18 protein-coding genes and 1 pseudogene are annotated in these 15,994 nt (G+C 66.6%); 7 read left to right on the top strand and 12 right to left on the bottom strand.

The genetic code is table 11. From position 1 onward, the window contains the following. Nucleotides 1-828, top strand: an 828-nt coding sequence (locus VJ897_RS07060) for a fatty acid desaturase (RefSeq protein WP_324054553.1), incomplete at its 5' end; no start/stop codon positions are given. 354 nt (nucleotides 829-1,182) lie between these two features. Here VJ897_RS07060 and VJ897_RS07055 read toward each other — a convergent pair. Beyond that, a pseudogene (locus VJ897_RS07055) lies at nucleotides 1,183-1,380 on the bottom strand (IS6 family transposase); the annotation flags it as partial. 49 nt (nucleotides 1,381-1,429) lie between these two features. Between VJ897_RS07055 and VJ897_RS07050 the strand changes: the two are divergent. From VJ897_RS07050 to VJ897_RS07035, 4 genes are all read left to right on the top strand, one after another. Further along, complete coding sequence (locus VJ897_RS07050) at nucleotides 1,430-1,711, top strand: helix-turn-helix domain-containing protein (RefSeq protein ID WP_324054551.1); 282 nt, start codon at nucleotides 1,430-1,432, stop codon at nucleotides 1,709-1,711. A 292-nt stretch (nucleotides 1,712-2,003) separates the two neighbouring features. Next, complete coding sequence (locus tag VJ897_RS07045) at nucleotides 2,004-2,774, top strand: DUF6544 family protein (protein ID WP_324054549.1); 771 nt, start codon at nucleotides 2,004-2,006, stop codon at nucleotides 2,772-2,774. Continuing rightward, nucleotides 2,771-4,657, top strand: coding sequence for a serine hydrolase domain-containing protein (locus VJ897_RS07040; protein ID WP_324054547.1), 1,887 nt, complete (start codon nucleotides 2,771-2,773; stop codon nucleotides 4,655-4,657). Before VJ897_RS07045 ends, VJ897_RS07040 begins: the two co-directional genes overlap by 4 nt. A gap of 40 nt (nucleotides 4,658-4,697) precedes the next feature. Then, nucleotides 4,698-5,483 (top strand): M23 family metallopeptidase, encoded by a 786-nt coding sequence (locus VJ897_RS07035; protein ID WP_324054545.1) that lies wholly within the window; start codon nucleotides 4,698-4,700, stop codon nucleotides 5,481-5,483. Between the two features lie 9 nt (nucleotides 5,484-5,492). On the opposite strand, the gene VJ897_RS07030 is transcribed toward VJ897_RS07035, so the two are convergent. From VJ897_RS07030 to VJ897_RS06985, 10 genes are all read right to left on the bottom strand, one after another. Beyond that, nucleotides 5,493-5,903, bottom strand: a complete 411-nt coding sequence (locus VJ897_RS07030; protein WP_324054543.1) for a hypothetical protein — start codon at nucleotides 5,901-5,903, stop codon at nucleotides 5,493-5,495. Continuing rightward, complete coding sequence (locus VJ897_RS07025) at nucleotides 5,900-6,928, bottom strand: alpha/beta fold hydrolase (RefSeq protein WP_324054541.1); 1,029 nt, start codon at nucleotides 6,926-6,928, stop codon at nucleotides 5,900-5,902. Before VJ897_RS07025 ends, VJ897_RS07030 begins: the two co-directional genes overlap by 4 nt. Beyond that, on the bottom strand, nucleotides 6,925-8,328 hold the full coding sequence (locus VJ897_RS07020) for a serine hydrolase domain-containing protein (protein WP_324054539.1): 1,404 nt from the start codon (nucleotides 8,326-8,328) through the stop codon (nucleotides 6,925-6,927). The genes VJ897_RS07025 and VJ897_RS07020 overlap by 4 nt, the downstream gene beginning before the upstream one ends. Then, nucleotides 8,325-8,978, bottom strand: coding sequence for a DUF998 domain-containing protein (locus VJ897_RS07015; protein WP_324054537.1), 654 nt, complete (start codon nucleotides 8,976-8,978; stop codon nucleotides 8,325-8,327). Before VJ897_RS07015 ends, VJ897_RS07020 begins: the two co-directional genes overlap by 4 nt. Continuing rightward, complete coding sequence (locus tag VJ897_RS07010) at nucleotides 8,975-10,036, bottom strand: alpha/beta fold hydrolase (RefSeq protein WP_324054535.1); 1,062 nt, start codon at nucleotides 10,034-10,036, stop codon at nucleotides 8,975-8,977. The genes VJ897_RS07015 and VJ897_RS07010 overlap by 4 nt, the downstream gene beginning before the upstream one ends. 82 nt (nucleotides 10,037-10,118) lie before the next feature. Continuing rightward, a complete protein-coding gene (locus VJ897_RS07005; protein ID WP_324054533.1) occupies nucleotides 10,119-11,537 on the bottom strand; it encodes an amidohydrolase family protein in 1,419 nt (472 codons plus the stop codon). Nucleotides 11,538-11,542: 5 nt separating this feature from the next. Then, nucleotides 11,543-12,553, bottom strand: a complete 1,011-nt coding sequence (locus VJ897_RS07000; RefSeq protein WP_324054530.1) for a medium chain dehydrogenase/reductase family protein — start codon at nucleotides 12,551-12,553, stop codon at nucleotides 11,543-11,545. A 19-nt stretch (nucleotides 12,554-12,572) separates the two neighbouring features. After that, a complete protein-coding gene (locus VJ897_RS06995; RefSeq protein WP_324054528.1) occupies nucleotides 12,573-12,698 on the bottom strand; it encodes a hypothetical protein in 126 nt (41 codons plus the stop codon). A gap of 235 nt (nucleotides 12,699-12,933) precedes the next feature. After that, entirely contained in the window at nucleotides 12,934-14,103 is a 1,170-nt protein-coding gene (locus VJ897_RS06990; protein WP_324054526.1) for a serine hydrolase domain-containing protein, read from the bottom strand. A gap of 5 nt (nucleotides 14,104-14,108) precedes the next feature. After that, nucleotides 14,109-14,384, bottom strand: a complete 276-nt coding sequence (locus VJ897_RS06985; RefSeq protein ID WP_324054524.1) for a hypothetical protein — start codon at nucleotides 14,382-14,384, stop codon at nucleotides 14,109-14,111. Nucleotides 14,385-15,276: 892 nt separating this feature from the next. On the opposite strand from VJ897_RS06985, the gene VJ897_RS06980 reads away from it, so the two are divergent. Further along, complete coding sequence (locus VJ897_RS06980; protein WP_324054522.1) at nucleotides 15,277-15,408, top strand: hypothetical protein; 132 nt, start codon at nucleotides 15,277-15,279, stop codon at nucleotides 15,406-15,408. 161 nt (nucleotides 15,409-15,569) lie between these two features. Then, nucleotides 15,570-15,776 (top strand): hypothetical protein, encoded by a 207-nt coding sequence (locus VJ897_RS06975; RefSeq protein ID WP_324054521.1) that lies wholly within the window; start codon nucleotides 15,570-15,572, stop codon nucleotides 15,774-15,776. 28 nt (nucleotides 15,777-15,804) lie between these two features. Here VJ897_RS06975 and VJ897_RS06970 read toward each other — a convergent pair. After that, a partial coding sequence (locus VJ897_RS06970; protein ID WP_324054519.1) for a hypothetical protein occupies nucleotides 15,805-15,994 on the bottom strand: 190 nt, incomplete at its 5' end.

The following is a 15,994-nucleotide window of genomic DNA, read 5'->3' as shown; positions in this document are numbered from 1 at the left end:
GGCGTGCTCTACGCCTCGGGGGCCGAAAGCCGCTGGCACGAGTATGGGCACGGCACACCGATGCGCACCCGCTGGATGAACGACACGATCTATCATGTCGCGTCCTTCATGTCGCTGAAGAACCCCGTGCTCTGGCGTTGGAGCCATGCCCGCCATCACACCGATACCGTGATCGTCGGCCGCGACCCCGAGATCGCATTTCCCCGCCCGCCGAGCCTGATGACCTGGGTCCTGAACCTCCTGCATGTCGTCGCGACGACGAAGGAATTGGGAAAATCGCTTCGACTGAGCCTCGGCCTGCTGACGCAGGAGGAGAGAGAATTCCTGCCGGCAAGCCAACGCCCGAAGGCATTTCGGAGTGCGCGGGTCCATGTCGGCATCCTGATCCTGACAGGCACTTCGGCCATCGCCATGGGATCGTGGTTGCCATTGGTTCTGATCGGGGGACCGACCTATTACGGGTCGTGGCTGCATCACGTCATGGCCACCACGCAGCACGCGGGGCTGGCCGAGGATGTGCCGGACCATCGGCTGAACTCCCGCACGATCCATCTGAACCGGGCGTTCCGCTTCATCTATTCCAACATGAACTACCACGTGGAACACCACATGTTCCCGATGGTGCCGTTCTACAATCTGCCCGCGCTGCACGAGGAAATCCGGGCCGACTGCCCCCCGGCCTACCCTTCGCTGCCCGCGGCCTATCGCGAAATCGTGCCCGCGCTGATCCGGCAGCAAACCGACTACGACCACTATGTCCGCCGCCCGCTTCCCGCCGGGGCAGCACCGACGCTGGACTATCAGCGCCCGCGTATTGCGGCCGAATGAGGAAGGGACCCAGCCAGGGTATCCGGTCGAAACGGCGGCCAGTTCAGTGGCATCGGAGCGTGGCAAAGGCAGACCATGGCCTGCAAGGCTGGAAGCGCGAGCGCATCTGCCCCGATCTCATCTTCGCCCCGGGCGGCAACGCAAGTGCGGGGCGCATCTTGGTGCCAGAACCAGAAGGGGACCGCCTGCAGAAGCCGACAACGGTCCTGTCAGACGAATTTGAACTCGTCTCCACAAGGACAATCGATCTGTCCCTTATGCCGCGCAGAGACCGCACCACTCAGTGAGAGCGGCGGCGCGGTTCAGCTTGAAATGCTTTCGGCTGGAGAGACTACGCTCGCTGTTGAAGCGGCTGGAACGCATGCTTTGGATGCGGCGCTTGCGGATCTCGGCGGCAAACATCGGGCTGAACCTATGCCACCAGAACCGGACGGTCTCGTGGCTGATCTCCACGCCGCGCTCGTGAAGCAGGTCCTCGACGTTCCGTAGCGAGAGCGGGAACCGGACGTACAGCATCACCGCGAGGCGGATGATCTCGGGGCTTTCCCTCACCGGCGTGGCCGAAACCGCAAACTAGGCGTTCGAGACGGCCACGCGGATCGTGGACCTGTTCAAAGCGGATCGCGAGCGCATCACCTCGGATAGTGCTCGGGTCGGCTCGGCCCTGCGTGTCCACGACTGGTTCCAGAAAGCGCCCTTCTTGACCTTGGGACAACTGGTGGAGCGGACCGAGCTGACCGCACCGACGGTGTACGCGGCGCTGGCCGATCTGGAGCGTCTCGGCATCATCGAGGAGGTCACTGGCCGTAAGCGGGGCAGGGTCTATCGCTACGCGCGGTATCTCGACATCCTGAGCGAGGGGACGGAGCCTCTGGACAGATAAGGTGGATTTGATGCGATCGCCATTCAGTATCAGAGCGGATGTAGCAGGTCGCAATTCTCGAGATACGGCCGACCGGGCATGCCTGATGTTGAATTGATGCCCAAGTCTGACTGCGCCAAGACTGCTGCCATTCATGCGCAAACATCAAACAAAGCGACGGCGGAACCGAAGGTGTTGATGTCGATCAGGGTATGCGCCCTTTCTCACGACCTATCATCAACACATGAGAATTGCGGCCTTTGTCCTCGTCCTCGTCTCCTTGTGCGTTGTTGCACTTGCCGTCCTGCGCCTGATGGATCGTAGGGAAGATCACGGGGAATGGGACCGATTGGCGGCGCAACAACCGGAGGCCCCGAGCCGTTTCGATCCGCAGATGGTGGCCGACCTCCCTGAGCCCGCGCGGCGATACTTTGCCTATGCGATCGATCCCGGCACGCCGCTTCTGCCCGTTGCCATAATCGAGATGACGGGCGAGTTCAGTCTCGGCACCAAGGAAGATCCACGTTACCAGCCGATGGAGGCACGCCAGATCCTCGCCGCGCCCGAAGGCTTCGTCTGGGCGATGCGCACGCGCGGCGGGATGCCGGTTTCCGGGTCGGACACGGGGAGATGGACCCGCTTCCGGATATTCGGACTGATCCCGGTGGCGCGGCAGGGAGGGGATTCTGACCACACCCGCTCGGCCTATGGGCGCTATGTGGGCGAGGCCGTGATCTGGGCGCCCGCTGCCCTTTTGCCCGGGCCGGGGGTCACTTGGGACGCCGTAGACGAAGACACCGCCCGGGTGATCGTCGAGCATGGTCCTCTCAGCCAGGCGGTGGACGTGACCGTCGACAGCGATGGCAGGCCCGTCACGGCCGTCTTCCAGCGCTGGAGCAATGCGAACGCGGACAACGAACATCGGCTACAACCGTTCGGCGCCGTCATGTCCGACTTTCGCGAGGTCGGGGGCTACCGACTGCCGTTCCGGGTGGAGGCGGGGAACCTCTATGGCACCGAGGAGTATTTTCCGTTCTTCCGCGCCGATGTGACTGCCATTCGGTTTCCGGGAGCACAGCCATGAGACAGCTGATCCGGAGTTCAGTGACCGTGAAGCTTCTGGCGCTGGTCCTGTGGGTGGGGAGCGCGTTGGCGTCTTCGGCGCAGGACCACACCGCGCTGGCGGCGCGGCTCGATGCGCTGGTCGATGCGTTCATGACGACCGAGCAGGTCCCCGGAGTCATCGCAGCGGTCGTCAGCGGCGATGACGTGATCCTGCGCGGCTATGGTCTTGCGGATGTCGGGGAGGCGGTCGCGGCCGGGCCGGACACCGCGCGATTCGAGATCGGCTCGATCACCAAGCTCTTCACCTGGATCGCCGTCATGATGCTGGTGGAGGAGGGTCGGCTCGACCTGGAATCGGACGTTTCGCAATACCTCGACGGCTTCGAGGTGCCGGGGGCCGAACCGCTGACGATGGCGCAACTCATGAGCCATCGGGGCGGATTCGAGGAGAGTTATGCCATCTTCGACGAAACCGTCGCCGCGCTTCCCAGAGCAGAGGCTTTGGCAGCTGCCGCGCCCGACCAGGTCTTTCCGCGCGGCACAGTAACCTCCTATTCGAATTGGGGCGCTGCGCTGGCGGGGCACATAGTCGAAGAGGTGTCGGGACAGGCTTGGGGAGACTTCGTTCAGGCGCGCATTCTCGACCCGCTGGGCATGGACGACACCACGACGGCGGAGCGGCGGGTGCGCCCCGGTCAGCCGCCGTTGGCGCACTCCTACCGCGTGCAAGGCGGCATCCTGCATCCCGCGTTCCGCATCGATATCGGCGCCTTCGGGCCCGCGGGGGGCATCGCCAGCACCGCCGCCGACATGGCGCGGTTTCTGCGGTTCCTCGTGGGCGACGGCGCGCTGGACGGCGCGCGGTTGCTGCAGTCCGAGACGATGGCGCGGATGCGCACGCGCCTGTTCCACGATCGGCCGCAGGCGGCGGACATGGCACATGGGTTCACGGCCCAGCCGATGTTCGGGACCATGGTCTACGGGCATGGCGGCGGGTTGAACGAGTTCCTCTCCAACCTCGTGTTCATTCCCGAAATCGACGCCGGTGTCTTCATCGCGCAAAACGGCGGAACCGGTGCGCGCCTTCCGCTCCTGGTTCCGACCCTGCTGCTGAGCGCGATGGCTGCCGATGCGGGACTCGATGCGCCTCCGACGGAACAGGAGTTCGATGCGGCCGGCCGGGCTGCCGAGGCGGCTGGCCGCTATCTGACCAACCGCCGGCCGTTTTCGGGGCCGGCGCAATTTCTCGCGGCGCTCTCGCCGATGACACTCTCGGCCTTGCCCGATGGCGACATTCTGGTGCCCGATCCCCTGTCCCGGACACTTGTGCGTTACGCGCCTCTCGCGCCCGACATCTGGCGGGACGCGCAGGGCGCGCGCATTGCCATCCTGCGCGACGATGACGGTCGGGTCATGCGGTTTGCCGACGGTGGCGGGGCACAGACCCATGAGCGTCTGCGCGGTCTGGCCGATCCGATCTGGCTGTGGCTGGCCTTTGGGATCGCGGTCGTCCTTACGATCACGACGATGCTCGGGCTGCTGTGGCGGCACGGTCTGCGAGGCGGCAGCCGTCTCGGCACGCTCGCCGCTGCGGTATCGCTTGCCGGGGCGGTTTCGGTCATCGCGATGGTGGCGACAGGCATCGCGACCGCAGCGACGGCGGCGCGCCTGGGCTCGGAGTTCCTTTTCGATCAGCCGCAACCGACGCTGGAGGCGTTTTTCATCATTGGCGACGTGGTGGCGGTGGTCGCGGTGGCCGCCGTTCTGGCGCTACTGCCCGCCTGGCGTGCGCCCGGCTGGAGCCTCTGGCGGCGGATCCATCAGAGCGCCTTCGCACTCTCGCTCATGGCACTGGCGGGCTTCATGCTGCAGTGGGGGTTGGCCTTCGGGGGCGCAGTCTGATGATCCGTTTCCGGCGGTCGGGCGCGCCGGAGGCGACGCCATGATGGCGCTCGTCCTTCTCATGCAAGTCGCGTTGCCTCAGGCCCTGCTGCCATGGCCGTTTCTTCTCCCCGCGGGCACATCCGGTTGGGTGGGACTTGTCGTTTCGGGCATCTTGCTTTGCTTTGGGGTCTGGTTCGCTGCGCGCGCGGTTGCGGGCAAGACCCTGTCGCCGGTGGAGATGTCAGATATCGCCAATCCGTTCGGCTCGGGGCATTTTCTTGTCGCGCACGGCGGCTCCAACACGTTGCTGAATAGCCACCTGAAAACACTTGTTGCCAGCGTCGAGCGGTTCCGTCCGTGGCATCGGCAATCCTGTGCGGTGGACTTCTTCGGCCTGGGACGTTGGGGCCTGCGCGCACGGGGACGGCGACGCGCCGACCCGCGGCCTATGCGATCTTCTGCGATCTTCCATGCGGAAGTGCGCGCGCCATGTGCCGGAGTGGTGGTCGCGGCCGAGGGAGGGATGCCTGATTTCGACGTGCCGAACGAGGATACGGTCAACCGGATGGGCAACCATCTCATCCTGCGCTGCGGCAATGCCGAGATCGTGCTGGCGCATATGCGGCAAGGGAGCATCCCGCTCTCGCCGGGCGACGCGGTGGCCCTGGGTGACCGGCTGGGCGAGGTCGGCAATTCCGGCGCCTCCACCGAGCCCCATCTGCACATCCACGCGCAACGCCCCGCGCCCGAGCGCGCGCCACCGATCTCGGGCGCGCCGCTTGCACTGCGGATAGACGGTTGGTTTCTGGTGCGGGGCAATCTTCTGGACCGGGTGTCGGGCTGATCGGGCCGGTCAGGATGACCAGGTCAGGAGGGCGAGGACCCCGACGATCGGCAATCGCGTCAACCCAATCCATCGCCATGTCGTCGGGTCGGACACCGAGGACAGGGCCGCGCGCCCCCTGGGATTGAAGACCAGCGCGGCCGACTTGACCGCCCAGAGCGCGGGGACACCGGCCACAAGAGCCCAGCCTGCCCAGGTCCTGCCGGTGTCAGGACGCAGTGCGAAATCCGCTGCACCAAGGATCCAAAGCGCGAGCAACAGGCCCGCCAGCGCCCAGACCGGCCAGGGGCGCCGCGCGCCGCCATAGGCCCACGCCTCGAGTCGCCCCCAGCGTTCGGGGAACAGAACCATGCCGAGGCTCGTCGCCGCGGCCAGCAGTGTCAGCGAGACGCCGAAGATCGTGAGCCATGGTAGGGTCACTCGATCGTCGCCCCCGCGATCTCGGCCGCAAAACCGCGCAGTTTTTCGACGAACCGCGCCGTCTCGGTCAGGAACGGCGCGTGGCCGGAGCCGTCGAAGACCTCCATCCGCTTGCTATGCGGGGCCTCGACCGCCTCGAACCAGTCGTACACCAACGGGACCGGCGTGTTCCAGTCGGAGGCGCCCGCGATCAGCAACATCGGCACGGGCATCTCGGGGACGTCCACACGGAGGTCGCGCGCCAGGTACTCGGTCCACATCGGCCCGCTACCGCGGTTCGCGCCGTCGAGCCAGCGCCGGTAGTCCGGCAGGCGGTATTCCGGCGCAGCGAGTGCGCGCGGCAGCATGGCCGCGAACGGGACGTTCATGCCGCCGCCCCGGGCCTCGACCTCCTGCATGAGCCGCACGTAGAGATCGTGGTCGCGGAAGGCCTGAGCGTCCATCTCCGTGAGGTCGGACTCGGGCGCGACTGCACCCAGCCAGTCGAGCGTCAGCGCGACGCCGCGCAGCGTGTCCACCTGCTGACCGATGCCGATATAGCCCGCATAATCCCCGGGCCAGCGTGCCACCAGCCGCGCGCCCAGCATTGTGCCCCAGGAATGGCCGAGCACGACGATCGGCTGGCCGCCAATCCGCTCGCGCAGCAATGCGGTGACCTCACGGGCGTCAGAAAGGAATTGGTCGAGTGTCATCGTCGCGGGGTCGAAGTCGGGCGGGTTCGACTTGCCCGCACCGCGCTGGTCCCAGTGGACGACGACGAAATCGCGCTCCAGCCCCGCCGTCATCGCATGGATCGGCATCTGCGCCGCGCCCGGCCCGCCATGCAGCCAGAGCAGGATCGGGTTACTCCGGTCCTCGCCCCGGATCAGAAGCCACTGCGTCATGCCGCCGATTTGCGCCGGGATCAGCTCCGCGACCGGATCCGGCCCGGAGACGGCGGCGGTCCGGGCCGGCAGGGTCTTCCAGAGCAGCACGCCAGCGGTCAGCGCGAGAAGGACAAGCGCGGTGATACGCAGGGCTGTCATCGGTCGCGCTCCGGCATCAGCGCGATGGACGCCAGTCCGACCCCCGCGAGGCCAGACGCCCCGCCGAGCCACGGCCAGAGGCCGGGCAGGATCGAGAACAGGAACAGGTAGGTCTGCGACGCGGCCCAGAGCGGCCAGCCGATCAGGGCGGCGGCGGCGATGCCCGCAGCGATCCGGATGGCGCGGGGGCGCCGATGGACAAAGGCTAATCGGAGGGCCAAGAGGGCCAGCGCCAGGGTGAGACCGATGCCGATCCGTGCCGCCCTCTCGGCCTTGAGAACGCGCGTCATCCCGACCGGGGAGACGCCGAGGCCTTCCGACCAGTCGCGCAGGAGGGCGGCGAAAAGCGGCCAGGCACGCTGGCTGTTGGACAGGATCACGATGCCGTCGCCGGTCGCCGGCACCAGGTGCATGTGGCTCATCCAGCCATGGCCCTGCCCGCCGTGCCAGACCGCCTGCCGCCCGTCGGAGAGCGTTTCGGTGAAGTGTCCGAGCGCGTAGCCATCGGCGGCGAAGGCGAAAAGCCCGCCCACCGCCACGGCGGGGCGGTGAAGGGTGTCGCGCCCGGCCTTCGAAAGGACCGATTGCGAGTCCCCTGCCATGCTTGCGGCGGCGAGGCGGGCGATGTCGTCCGCCGTGGCGAACACACCGCCCGAGGCGCGGGCAGGGTAGACGTAGGGCGCCACCGGACGCGCCCGCAGGTCGTGACCGACGGGCATGTCGGGGCCGGGCCAGTCATAGGTCGCCGTTGCCATGCCGAGTGGCTCGAAGACCTCGCGCGTGATGAGAGCGGCAAAATCCTCGCCCGTGCAGTCTTCGATCACGAGCTCCAGCAGGTTGTACCCGGTATCGGAATAGGCGAACCGCGCGCCGGGCGCCGCGATCATCCCGAAATCCCGGTCGAGATGGTCTGGCAGGCCGGGGCGTACGGTATCCGGGGCATAGCGCTCGGTAAAATCGCCCAGGCCGACGCCCGCGGTGTGCGACAGCAATTGCCGGGCGGTAAAGGGCGGGGTGCCCTCGGGCGGCCGCCAGCGGCGCAGGCAGTCGGTGGCCGGCGCGTCGAGGTCGAGCCGCCCGGTTTCCGCCAGCCGCATGGTCCCCCAGGCCGTGACGGGCTTCGACAGGGATTCGACGCGGAATAGGGCCTCCCCGGCCATGGGCACACCGCCCTCGCGGTCGGCCATGCCAAACGCCCCGGTCCACACCGCCTCCCCGTTGCGCAGAAGCACGATCACGGCCCCGGCCACGCCATCGGACCCGATCCGGGCCATTGCCGTTTCCGACAGGCGAGTCCTCAATGGGAATGCGCTGTCCTGCGCCACTGCGGCAGATGCGTTCAGAACGAGCATGGCCACTACATACAGGGCCGCATTGCGGAGCCAGGCAACCGGGGTCATCCGGCCGTTCCCCGTCCTGTCATGCACCCCCGGGCAATGGCCAGTCGTGTCGCGATGTACCATTGAAGATAGGACCAGGTCAGCAGCCGCTCGAACAGGCCGACCTGATCGGTTTCCGCCAGCACGATGGTCACGGCCGCCAGCCCCGCACCGGCAATGGCGGTCGCCCGGGAATAGCCCGCAAGGCGATGCCATTGTGGCGAAACCCGCATGGCGCCGCCGACCAGCCAGATCGCGATCAGGATCGTGAGGCCCATCGGGATCGCGATGAAGATTTGGAGCGTGCCGCGCAGCGATACGAGCGGTTCGCACCCGGTGTCGCAGGGAAAGAACAGCGTGAGGATCACGCCGGGGAGACCCGCGAGGCCCAGCATGACGGGTCCGACGGGCATGGCAGCGCGGGGATAGATCGCCCGGTGGAGGCCGAAGGCAAACGGGATGACCAGCGCGTGATAGAGCAGCAGGACAGGATCCACGACATGCTTGGCTGCCGCGCCGCGTTCGACCAGTTCGCTGATCGCGTCCGACCAGGCCGAATAGTCGGGGGTCAGCGCAATCCCCAACCCGTCGGCCAGCGCGAAGGCGGCTGCCGCAAGCACGCCGCAACTCCCCATACGGCGCGTCGAGGCTTGTTGCGCGGTTTCCGTCATGGAACCCGTGGAAGCACGTCGTTCAAGAGGATCTCCGTTGCTCGCCCGTGTTCCTCGAACAGAGGGCTGTGGGCGGAACTCTCGAAGACGTAGAACCCTTTGACCGGCGCTTCGATCGCATCGAAATAGGCCCGCGAAAGGGCCGGGTTGGCGGTCTGGTCATGGCGGCCGACGAAGATGTAGACGGGCAGATCGAATTCGGTCAGCCGCGCGCTCAGGTCGTCCCGCAGCAGAGCCTCCCAGAAGAACGGCCGCGACCAGAGTTTGCCGCGCCAGACGTCCAACAGCGTGTAGGCCCGCACGCTCCAGACGGGCAGGAAGATGCCGGTGATGACCGACTCCATGTCGTGGGTCTGTCCGACACCGGCCCGGTGCATGGCGGTATCGCGCACCCGCATCCATTCCGGCGACAGCCCGTCCGTCATGCTGATCGGTGAGGCCTCCAGCTTGCGGACCATGGCCGTGTCGCCGCGCGCGCGATATGTCTCGAGCAGGTAGGCATGCGCCATGACCTCGGAGCGAAGCTGATGGCCAATCTGGGCCATGCCGACATAAGCAAGGAACCGGTCGGGCGCGGCGGCGGCAACCTGGATGCCCAGGTAGCTGCCCCAGGAATGACCGAGAAGCAGGATACGGTCCTGACCGAAGTGGGCGCGCAGATAGTCCGCCACTTCGATCGTATCCGAGATCATCTGTTCGAGGGTCATCGTCTCGGGCGGAATGTCGCCCGAGAACGACATCCCGGCCCCGCGCTGTTCCCACCAGACCATGGTGAAATGGCGTTCCAGGCCCGTCGGAAAATCCAGTTCCATGAAAAACTCGGTCATGCCGGGACCACCGTGCAAGAACAGCAGAACGGGGTTTGCGGGGTCGACACTCTGGATGATCATGCCTTGCGGGATGCCACCAATCTCGACGGTGACACGCTCGGACAGGCTGCCGGGGATCACGTTGCCCGCCGCATCGCGCAACGGGTCCAGTCGGCCGGGGCTGATGGCGACAAGCCAGGCGAGGCCCAGAGTGAAAGCCGCGAGGAGGATCAGAGAGGCCGTCATCATCACGCGCCCCAGCCTCGCGCGGCAAAGGGGGAAAAGGGTCCGTGTCTCCATATCACCCGCCCGCTTTCACCGACTTCCATGACTACTCGCCGCGTTCCAGAAGCGTGGTCTCAAGCCCGTCCAGCGCGGCCCGATCCAGCACGCGCCCGCCTGCGATGACCATTTGCGGCTCACGCAACGTCGAAAGACTTTCCAACGGATTCTCGCCCAACAACACGAGGTCGGCCCGTCGTCCGGGCGCGATGGTGCCGTCCTGATCTGTCAGCCCGAAAAAGCGCGGCGGCGCGACGGTCGCGGTGTAGAGCGCTTCTCGGGGGGTGAGGCCGATGGCCACGTAGAGGTCCAGCTCATCGAGCAGCGAGTAGCCGTGAAAGAGGTAAGGGTTGGCGAAGGAGGCATCGGTGGAGGCCAGGATCGGCACGCCCGCCCGGTGCGCCATGAGGAACGTCCGCCGGTCGAGCGCGATACTGTCCCCGGCCAGCGCGCGGACCTCGTCGGTCATCGCCTCGAGCCGGAAGTCGGGGCGACCCCAGGTCCCGCGCACCTCGGCCGGGATCATGCGCATCCGGGGTGCGTCGGGCGCGGGCCAGTTGCCGGTGTAGAAGTCGGCCACGACCAGCGTGGGGCTGACGTGCATCCCGGCGTCCGCCATCTGCGCCAGCACGGATTGGCACAGGGTTTCGTCCCAGGTTTCCAGGATGATCCGGTTGCGCGCCGCCATGATCTCGAAGACGCGGGCCAGCTCGGCGCCCTCGGCCATGGCGGTGCGCAGATCGTCCAGCATGGCCTCCTCTGCGGTCGAGCAGGCCATGGCCACACGCCCGAAATGCTCCATCCCCTCCTGCCCGGCGTCGATGGCGGTGCCAAGGGCCACGCGTTCGGGGACATGCCCGACGAAGGCCAGGCCCGCATCCTCGGACGCCTCGGCAAGGGCGAGATATGTCGCTTCATCGAGCATCGAATACGCCTTCACGGCGGCCCAGCCCTCGGCGGCGATCCGGTCCACGACCGCCCGTGCCTCGTCCGGCCTGTCGGCCAGGAACATGCCGGGCCACGATCCGGGGCTCGCATCGACCCAGGCCCCTGCGAGGATCAAGCGGGGGCCAAGAACCTCACCCGCCTCGATCCGGGCCTGCAACGCGTGCTGCTCGGCGATGGGCCAGAGCGCGCCCATGTCGCGGATGCCGGTTATCCCGTTCACCAGGTAGAGCGGCAGCGCCGTATCGGGTTCGGTTGGCGTGGAGAAGATGTGGACATGGCTGTCCCAGAGACCAGGGATCAGGTAGCGCCCCCCGCCGTCGAGGCGGGTCGCCGAAGTCGATGTGATATCAGGGCCAACCTCCGCGATCAGACCGTCACGGATCAGCACGGATTGGCCGGGGGCGAGCGTTCCCTCGATCACGTCGACGATGGTCACGTCTCTCAGCAATGTCTCCGATTGCGCCTGTGCCCCTGCCGCGATCCCGAGGGTCAGGGCGAGCGCAAAAAGTACCTTGAACATGTTCCTCATTGCTCCGTCACCCTCAGGACGAGTTTCCCCGCAACCTCTCCCGCCTCGATCCGTTCATGCGCGCGCCGTACCTCGGCCAGCGCCAGCACCTCGGCGACCACGGGGGCGATGCGGCCCTCCGCCAGCATCTCGAAGAGCACGCCAAGGTCCTCGCGGAACCACTCCGGGTGCTTCCGCCGCATCGCGCCAATGGAATAGAACGCGGTCGCGTGCCCGTTCGGCAGCCAATCCCAAAGTGTCAGCTTCACGAAGTCCATCGGGATCGAGCCGCCATGCCCCAGCACTTCGTTCTGAAAGCCGAAGGCCACCAGCATGCCGCCGGGTTTCAGCGCGTGGAGAGAGCGCGAAAGGCTGTCGCCTCCCAGCGGGTCGAAGACGGCGTCGACGCCGCCGACCGTCGCCTCCAGAAGAGCTGCCTCCGGCGCATCTGCGTCGATGGGTGTGGCGCCAAGGCTGCGGATCAGATCGTGCTTTGTGGGCACATCGGTGCCGAAGGCCGCGATCCCCATGTCCTTCGCCAGTTGCAGCATTGCCGTGCCGACCGCGCCGCCCGCGCCGTGAATCAGAAGGCTCTGGCCGGCCCGCATCTTCGCCACGCGGGTGAGCATCTGGTAGGGTGTCACCGCCGACAGGATCATGCCCAGCGCATCGACATCCGACACGCCCTCGGGCACGCGCGTCAGCCGGTCCTCGGGCAGGCAGATATGCTCGGCATAGGCGCCGATGGTCGTAAGATCAGCCACGCGATCGCCGGGCTTGAAACCTGTTGTGCCCGGGCCCGTCGCATCGACGATCCCCACCATGTCGTAGCCCGGGGTGAAGGGCGGCTTGTCCTTCACATCCGGATACATCCCCTTGCGGATCATTACGTCGGTGAAGGCGGCGCTCGTAACCAGCACGCGCACGCGCGCTTCGCGCGCCGCAGGCTCAGGCAGGTCAGGGACGGTCTCGAGCTCCATTTCTTTGGGGCCGCCGAAGGCGTTCAGTTTGACACGGGTCCAGGGCATTGGATGTCTCCTTGCAGGGTCAGGTGCTGTCCGTTGGGGTGATGAACGCGGCGATCTCGCGGGTCAGCGCGTCGTCATGGCCCAGCCAGATGTGACCGCCGTCGGGGTAGAGGATGAACCGCGCATCGGGGATGCGGCCGGCCATAATGCGCCTTCCGGTCATCCGGGGGTCTCCCTGGCAAGCGGAGGTGATGAGTGTCGGCGCGGGGCGCCGGGTTGCGCCCCTGATGCCCAAAGCGACCAAGGCGACACCGGCGAGCGCGAACAGAAACCTGCGCCGTTCCATGAGCCGCACGGCTACCCCCTTGTGAGCCTGAAGGTGGGACCGGCCACGCCGGAACCCTGCACGAGGGACACTGCACAGGATTTGCGAGCGGTCGTCATGGCTGACCCGCTCCGCTGCCTCGGCCGATCGCCAGATCCGCGAGTGCCGCTTCCAGAGCCGGGACCAGATCCGTGCCGTCATCGGCGATGCCGATATCGGTGTTGATCTGAAACGCGACCGTCAGGCCGTGATCGGCGTAGTGGCGCAGGCTTGAGACATATCCCGGAATCCAGCCGCCATGGCCGTAGACCGGACCACGCGGTGTGTCGGAATAGATCGCCACACCGGCGCCATAAAGAATGCCCGGTGCATCGGGCGAGACGGGGACGCCATCGAGCAGCTGGTCGAGATAGGGCTCCGCCATGGCCGTGCCGCCGAAAAGCGCATGGCCCCAGACCGCCAGATCGCGGGAGGTGGACACGAGCCCGCCACCCGTCCATTCCATCGCCGGATCCCAAAGGAGGCGGCCCGCGTCGTCCATGGTCCGCGGTGGCAGTCCGAAGGGGTTGTCCTCGCCCACATAACCCGCCGCCAGACCGTGAAGGGCGAGCGTGTTCGAAGGGGTCGTGGCCGTCAGGGCGAGAGGCGTCAGGAAACGCGCCGCCACGAGGTCGTAATACGCCGCCCAGCCCGCTTCTTCGATCACGAGGCCAAGCAGGAGATACCCGGTGTCGGAATAGGCCCATGCCTCCCCCGCCGGAAACAGCGGTTCGCCATCGAGGACAAAGGCGATGGCCTCCTCCGGCGTGAACGCGGCACTGCCGCCGGCCATCCGCGCCGCCATCTCGGACTGGAAACCTGGCAGATGCACATGGTCCGTCAGGCCTGACGTGTGGCGCAGCAGATCGACCACCGTCATCGTGGAATGGTTCGGCAGTCTCGTGAACCAGTCCTTGCCACCAAGGTGCCGGGACACAAGGTCGGACCGGGACAGGACGCCATCGCTTTCCAGGGACAACGCAGTCATCGCGACGAAGCTCTTCCCGATGCCCGCGGCCAACATCCGGCTGTCGGATGTCATCGGCGTGTCGGCCTCGGCGTCGGCAACCCCCGTCGCCGCCGTCACCACGCTGCCGTCGCGACGCGCTATGGCGGCCGTCGCGCCGGGAAAGCCGTAGTCCTGCAGAAAGCTGTCCAAGAGGTAATTTAGCCGATCTTGCGGCGCCTCGGCGAGCGACGGACCGGCCAGCGCGAGGGATATGGCGACGGTGGTTGCAATGAGCATGCCTTTCATGGCCGCGCCTCCCCTGGAATGACGTCCGTCACCGCGCCTTCACGGGTGAACATCGTGGCGCGGTTCACCCAGACCACCACCGCCGCAACCCCCACGAGAAGCCAGGTGTCCCAGGGTTGCGCGTCGGGCCAGAACGGGTTGATGAGCTGCCAGTGGAACAGCATCGGCAGTAGCAGGCTGCCACGCGCGCTGTTGAAGATCGGCGTGACCAAGATGGCAAGGGTGATATTGCCGACGAAGAAGGGCAGGAAGTCCCATTCCGCAAAGACCACGCCCGCAAGGAAGAACGCAGGCAGATGCCAGATGCCCTAGACCGTGCCGATGATGGCCCCGGCCCAGAAGGGGGCGACATGACGCTGCAGAAGCGGTTGCGCGCCCCCACCGCCAGCCGAACTCCTCCATCGGCCCCAGAAACAGCATGATGAACATGAGGGCGACCATGGCGGCCACGCCCTCCGGCGGCACTGGTGCAAGGAGCGGCCCGCCCTTGATGAGCGACCCCGCCATGAAGACGACCGGGATGCCGCTCAGGATGAAGGCCCACCAGACCGGAGCGCAGCGCCAATACAGAAGGCGCGAAAAGGGGGCCCGCGCACCTTAGCAAACCGCCGTAGGCCAAGACGAGAAGGATGCCCGCGATCCCGGGCGCCCAGGTGGCGAGGAAGTAGAGGGGATGGCTGCCGCTGATCTCACCGAAGGTCGCGGACGCCTGCTCCGGAAAGTAGATATAGCCGCCGATCACGCCCCAGGTGATAGCGAAAGTGAGCAGGGCGAAGAACAGGATCGCGTAGGACGGCAGCTTGCGAATGGGAGTGTCTGTAATGGAAGACACGGGCGAATCCTCCGAAAACGAATTTTGAACTGGGATGAAACGCACCATCGCCGAAATCGCCCGCGCTATCGATGATCGAGATCAACCGGAACGAAATCAGGCAGCCGGGGAAGACGGAGGGTGCTTGGCGAATTCAAGGGTGTAGCCATGGCACCGAGCGCGCACGCCGGAGGCGCTGGTCTCTCGTCAGGGAGGGCCCCCATGCCGGGACAGACACCGCGACGCGACAGCGAAGACACGCGCCAGCGCGTCCTCGAGGCGGGTCGGGTGAACGTGGCCGCGATCAACTATCATTTCGGGGGGCCGTCGCGCTCTATGGCGAGCTTCTCGTCATGGCGCATCGCCGCGTCGTGGCACAGGATGCGCTTTACGATATCGCCAAGGGCGATGGGGATCCGGTCGCCAGGTTGAGGCAGCTGATCGACCTCGCCGTGGCCTCGGTGGCCGGTATGGGAGAAACATGACGGGCGCTGCGACTGCTGGGGCGCGAGTTCCAGAACCCGTCATCCCAGTTACCAGGCCCTCAGCGAGAGCGAGCTTGTCCCCAAGCGCCGCGCGACCAGGCGCATCATCGCCGCGGCCGTCGCCCGCCCCGAGGACGATCTGATTGTCTCCCCGCGCGGTCGTGAGCGTGCTGTCGCCGATCGACGCCCTGCTGATCGGCGATCCGTCGGTCGTGCCTCGGTCCTACCCCGCGCTTCTCGATCAACGCCACGGGATGCACACTATTGCGGACCATCTCTTCGCCTTCTCGCTCGGCGGGCTCTTCGCGATCACCGGGCGGTCCGAACTGCGCGATGCGCTCATGTTTATGGGCGCGCCGCCGTCGTGATGTGAACGGGTGCTGACAGCGCCTTGGGTCAACGGTTTCCCGCTCCGAGATGCGTCGCCAGGAATGCTACGACCGACCGGTTGAACCGCTCCTGAAAGGCCTCCCGGTCGAAACCGGGCGCGTCGACGCAGGCCATTTCCCAGACGCGCGGGTTCGCCTGTTCGAGCGCGCGCGGGCAGGGCGGGCGGAAGGCGAAGTGACCCGCCGCCTCGATGACA

The organism is Salibaculum sp. (assembly GCF_035270045.1).
Classification (GTDB): Bacteria; Pseudomonadota; Alphaproteobacteria; order Rhodobacterales; family Rhodobacteraceae; genus Salibaculum.
Note: the sequence above shows the minus strand (reverse complement) of the source record. Positions and strands in the feature narration are given on the sequence as shown.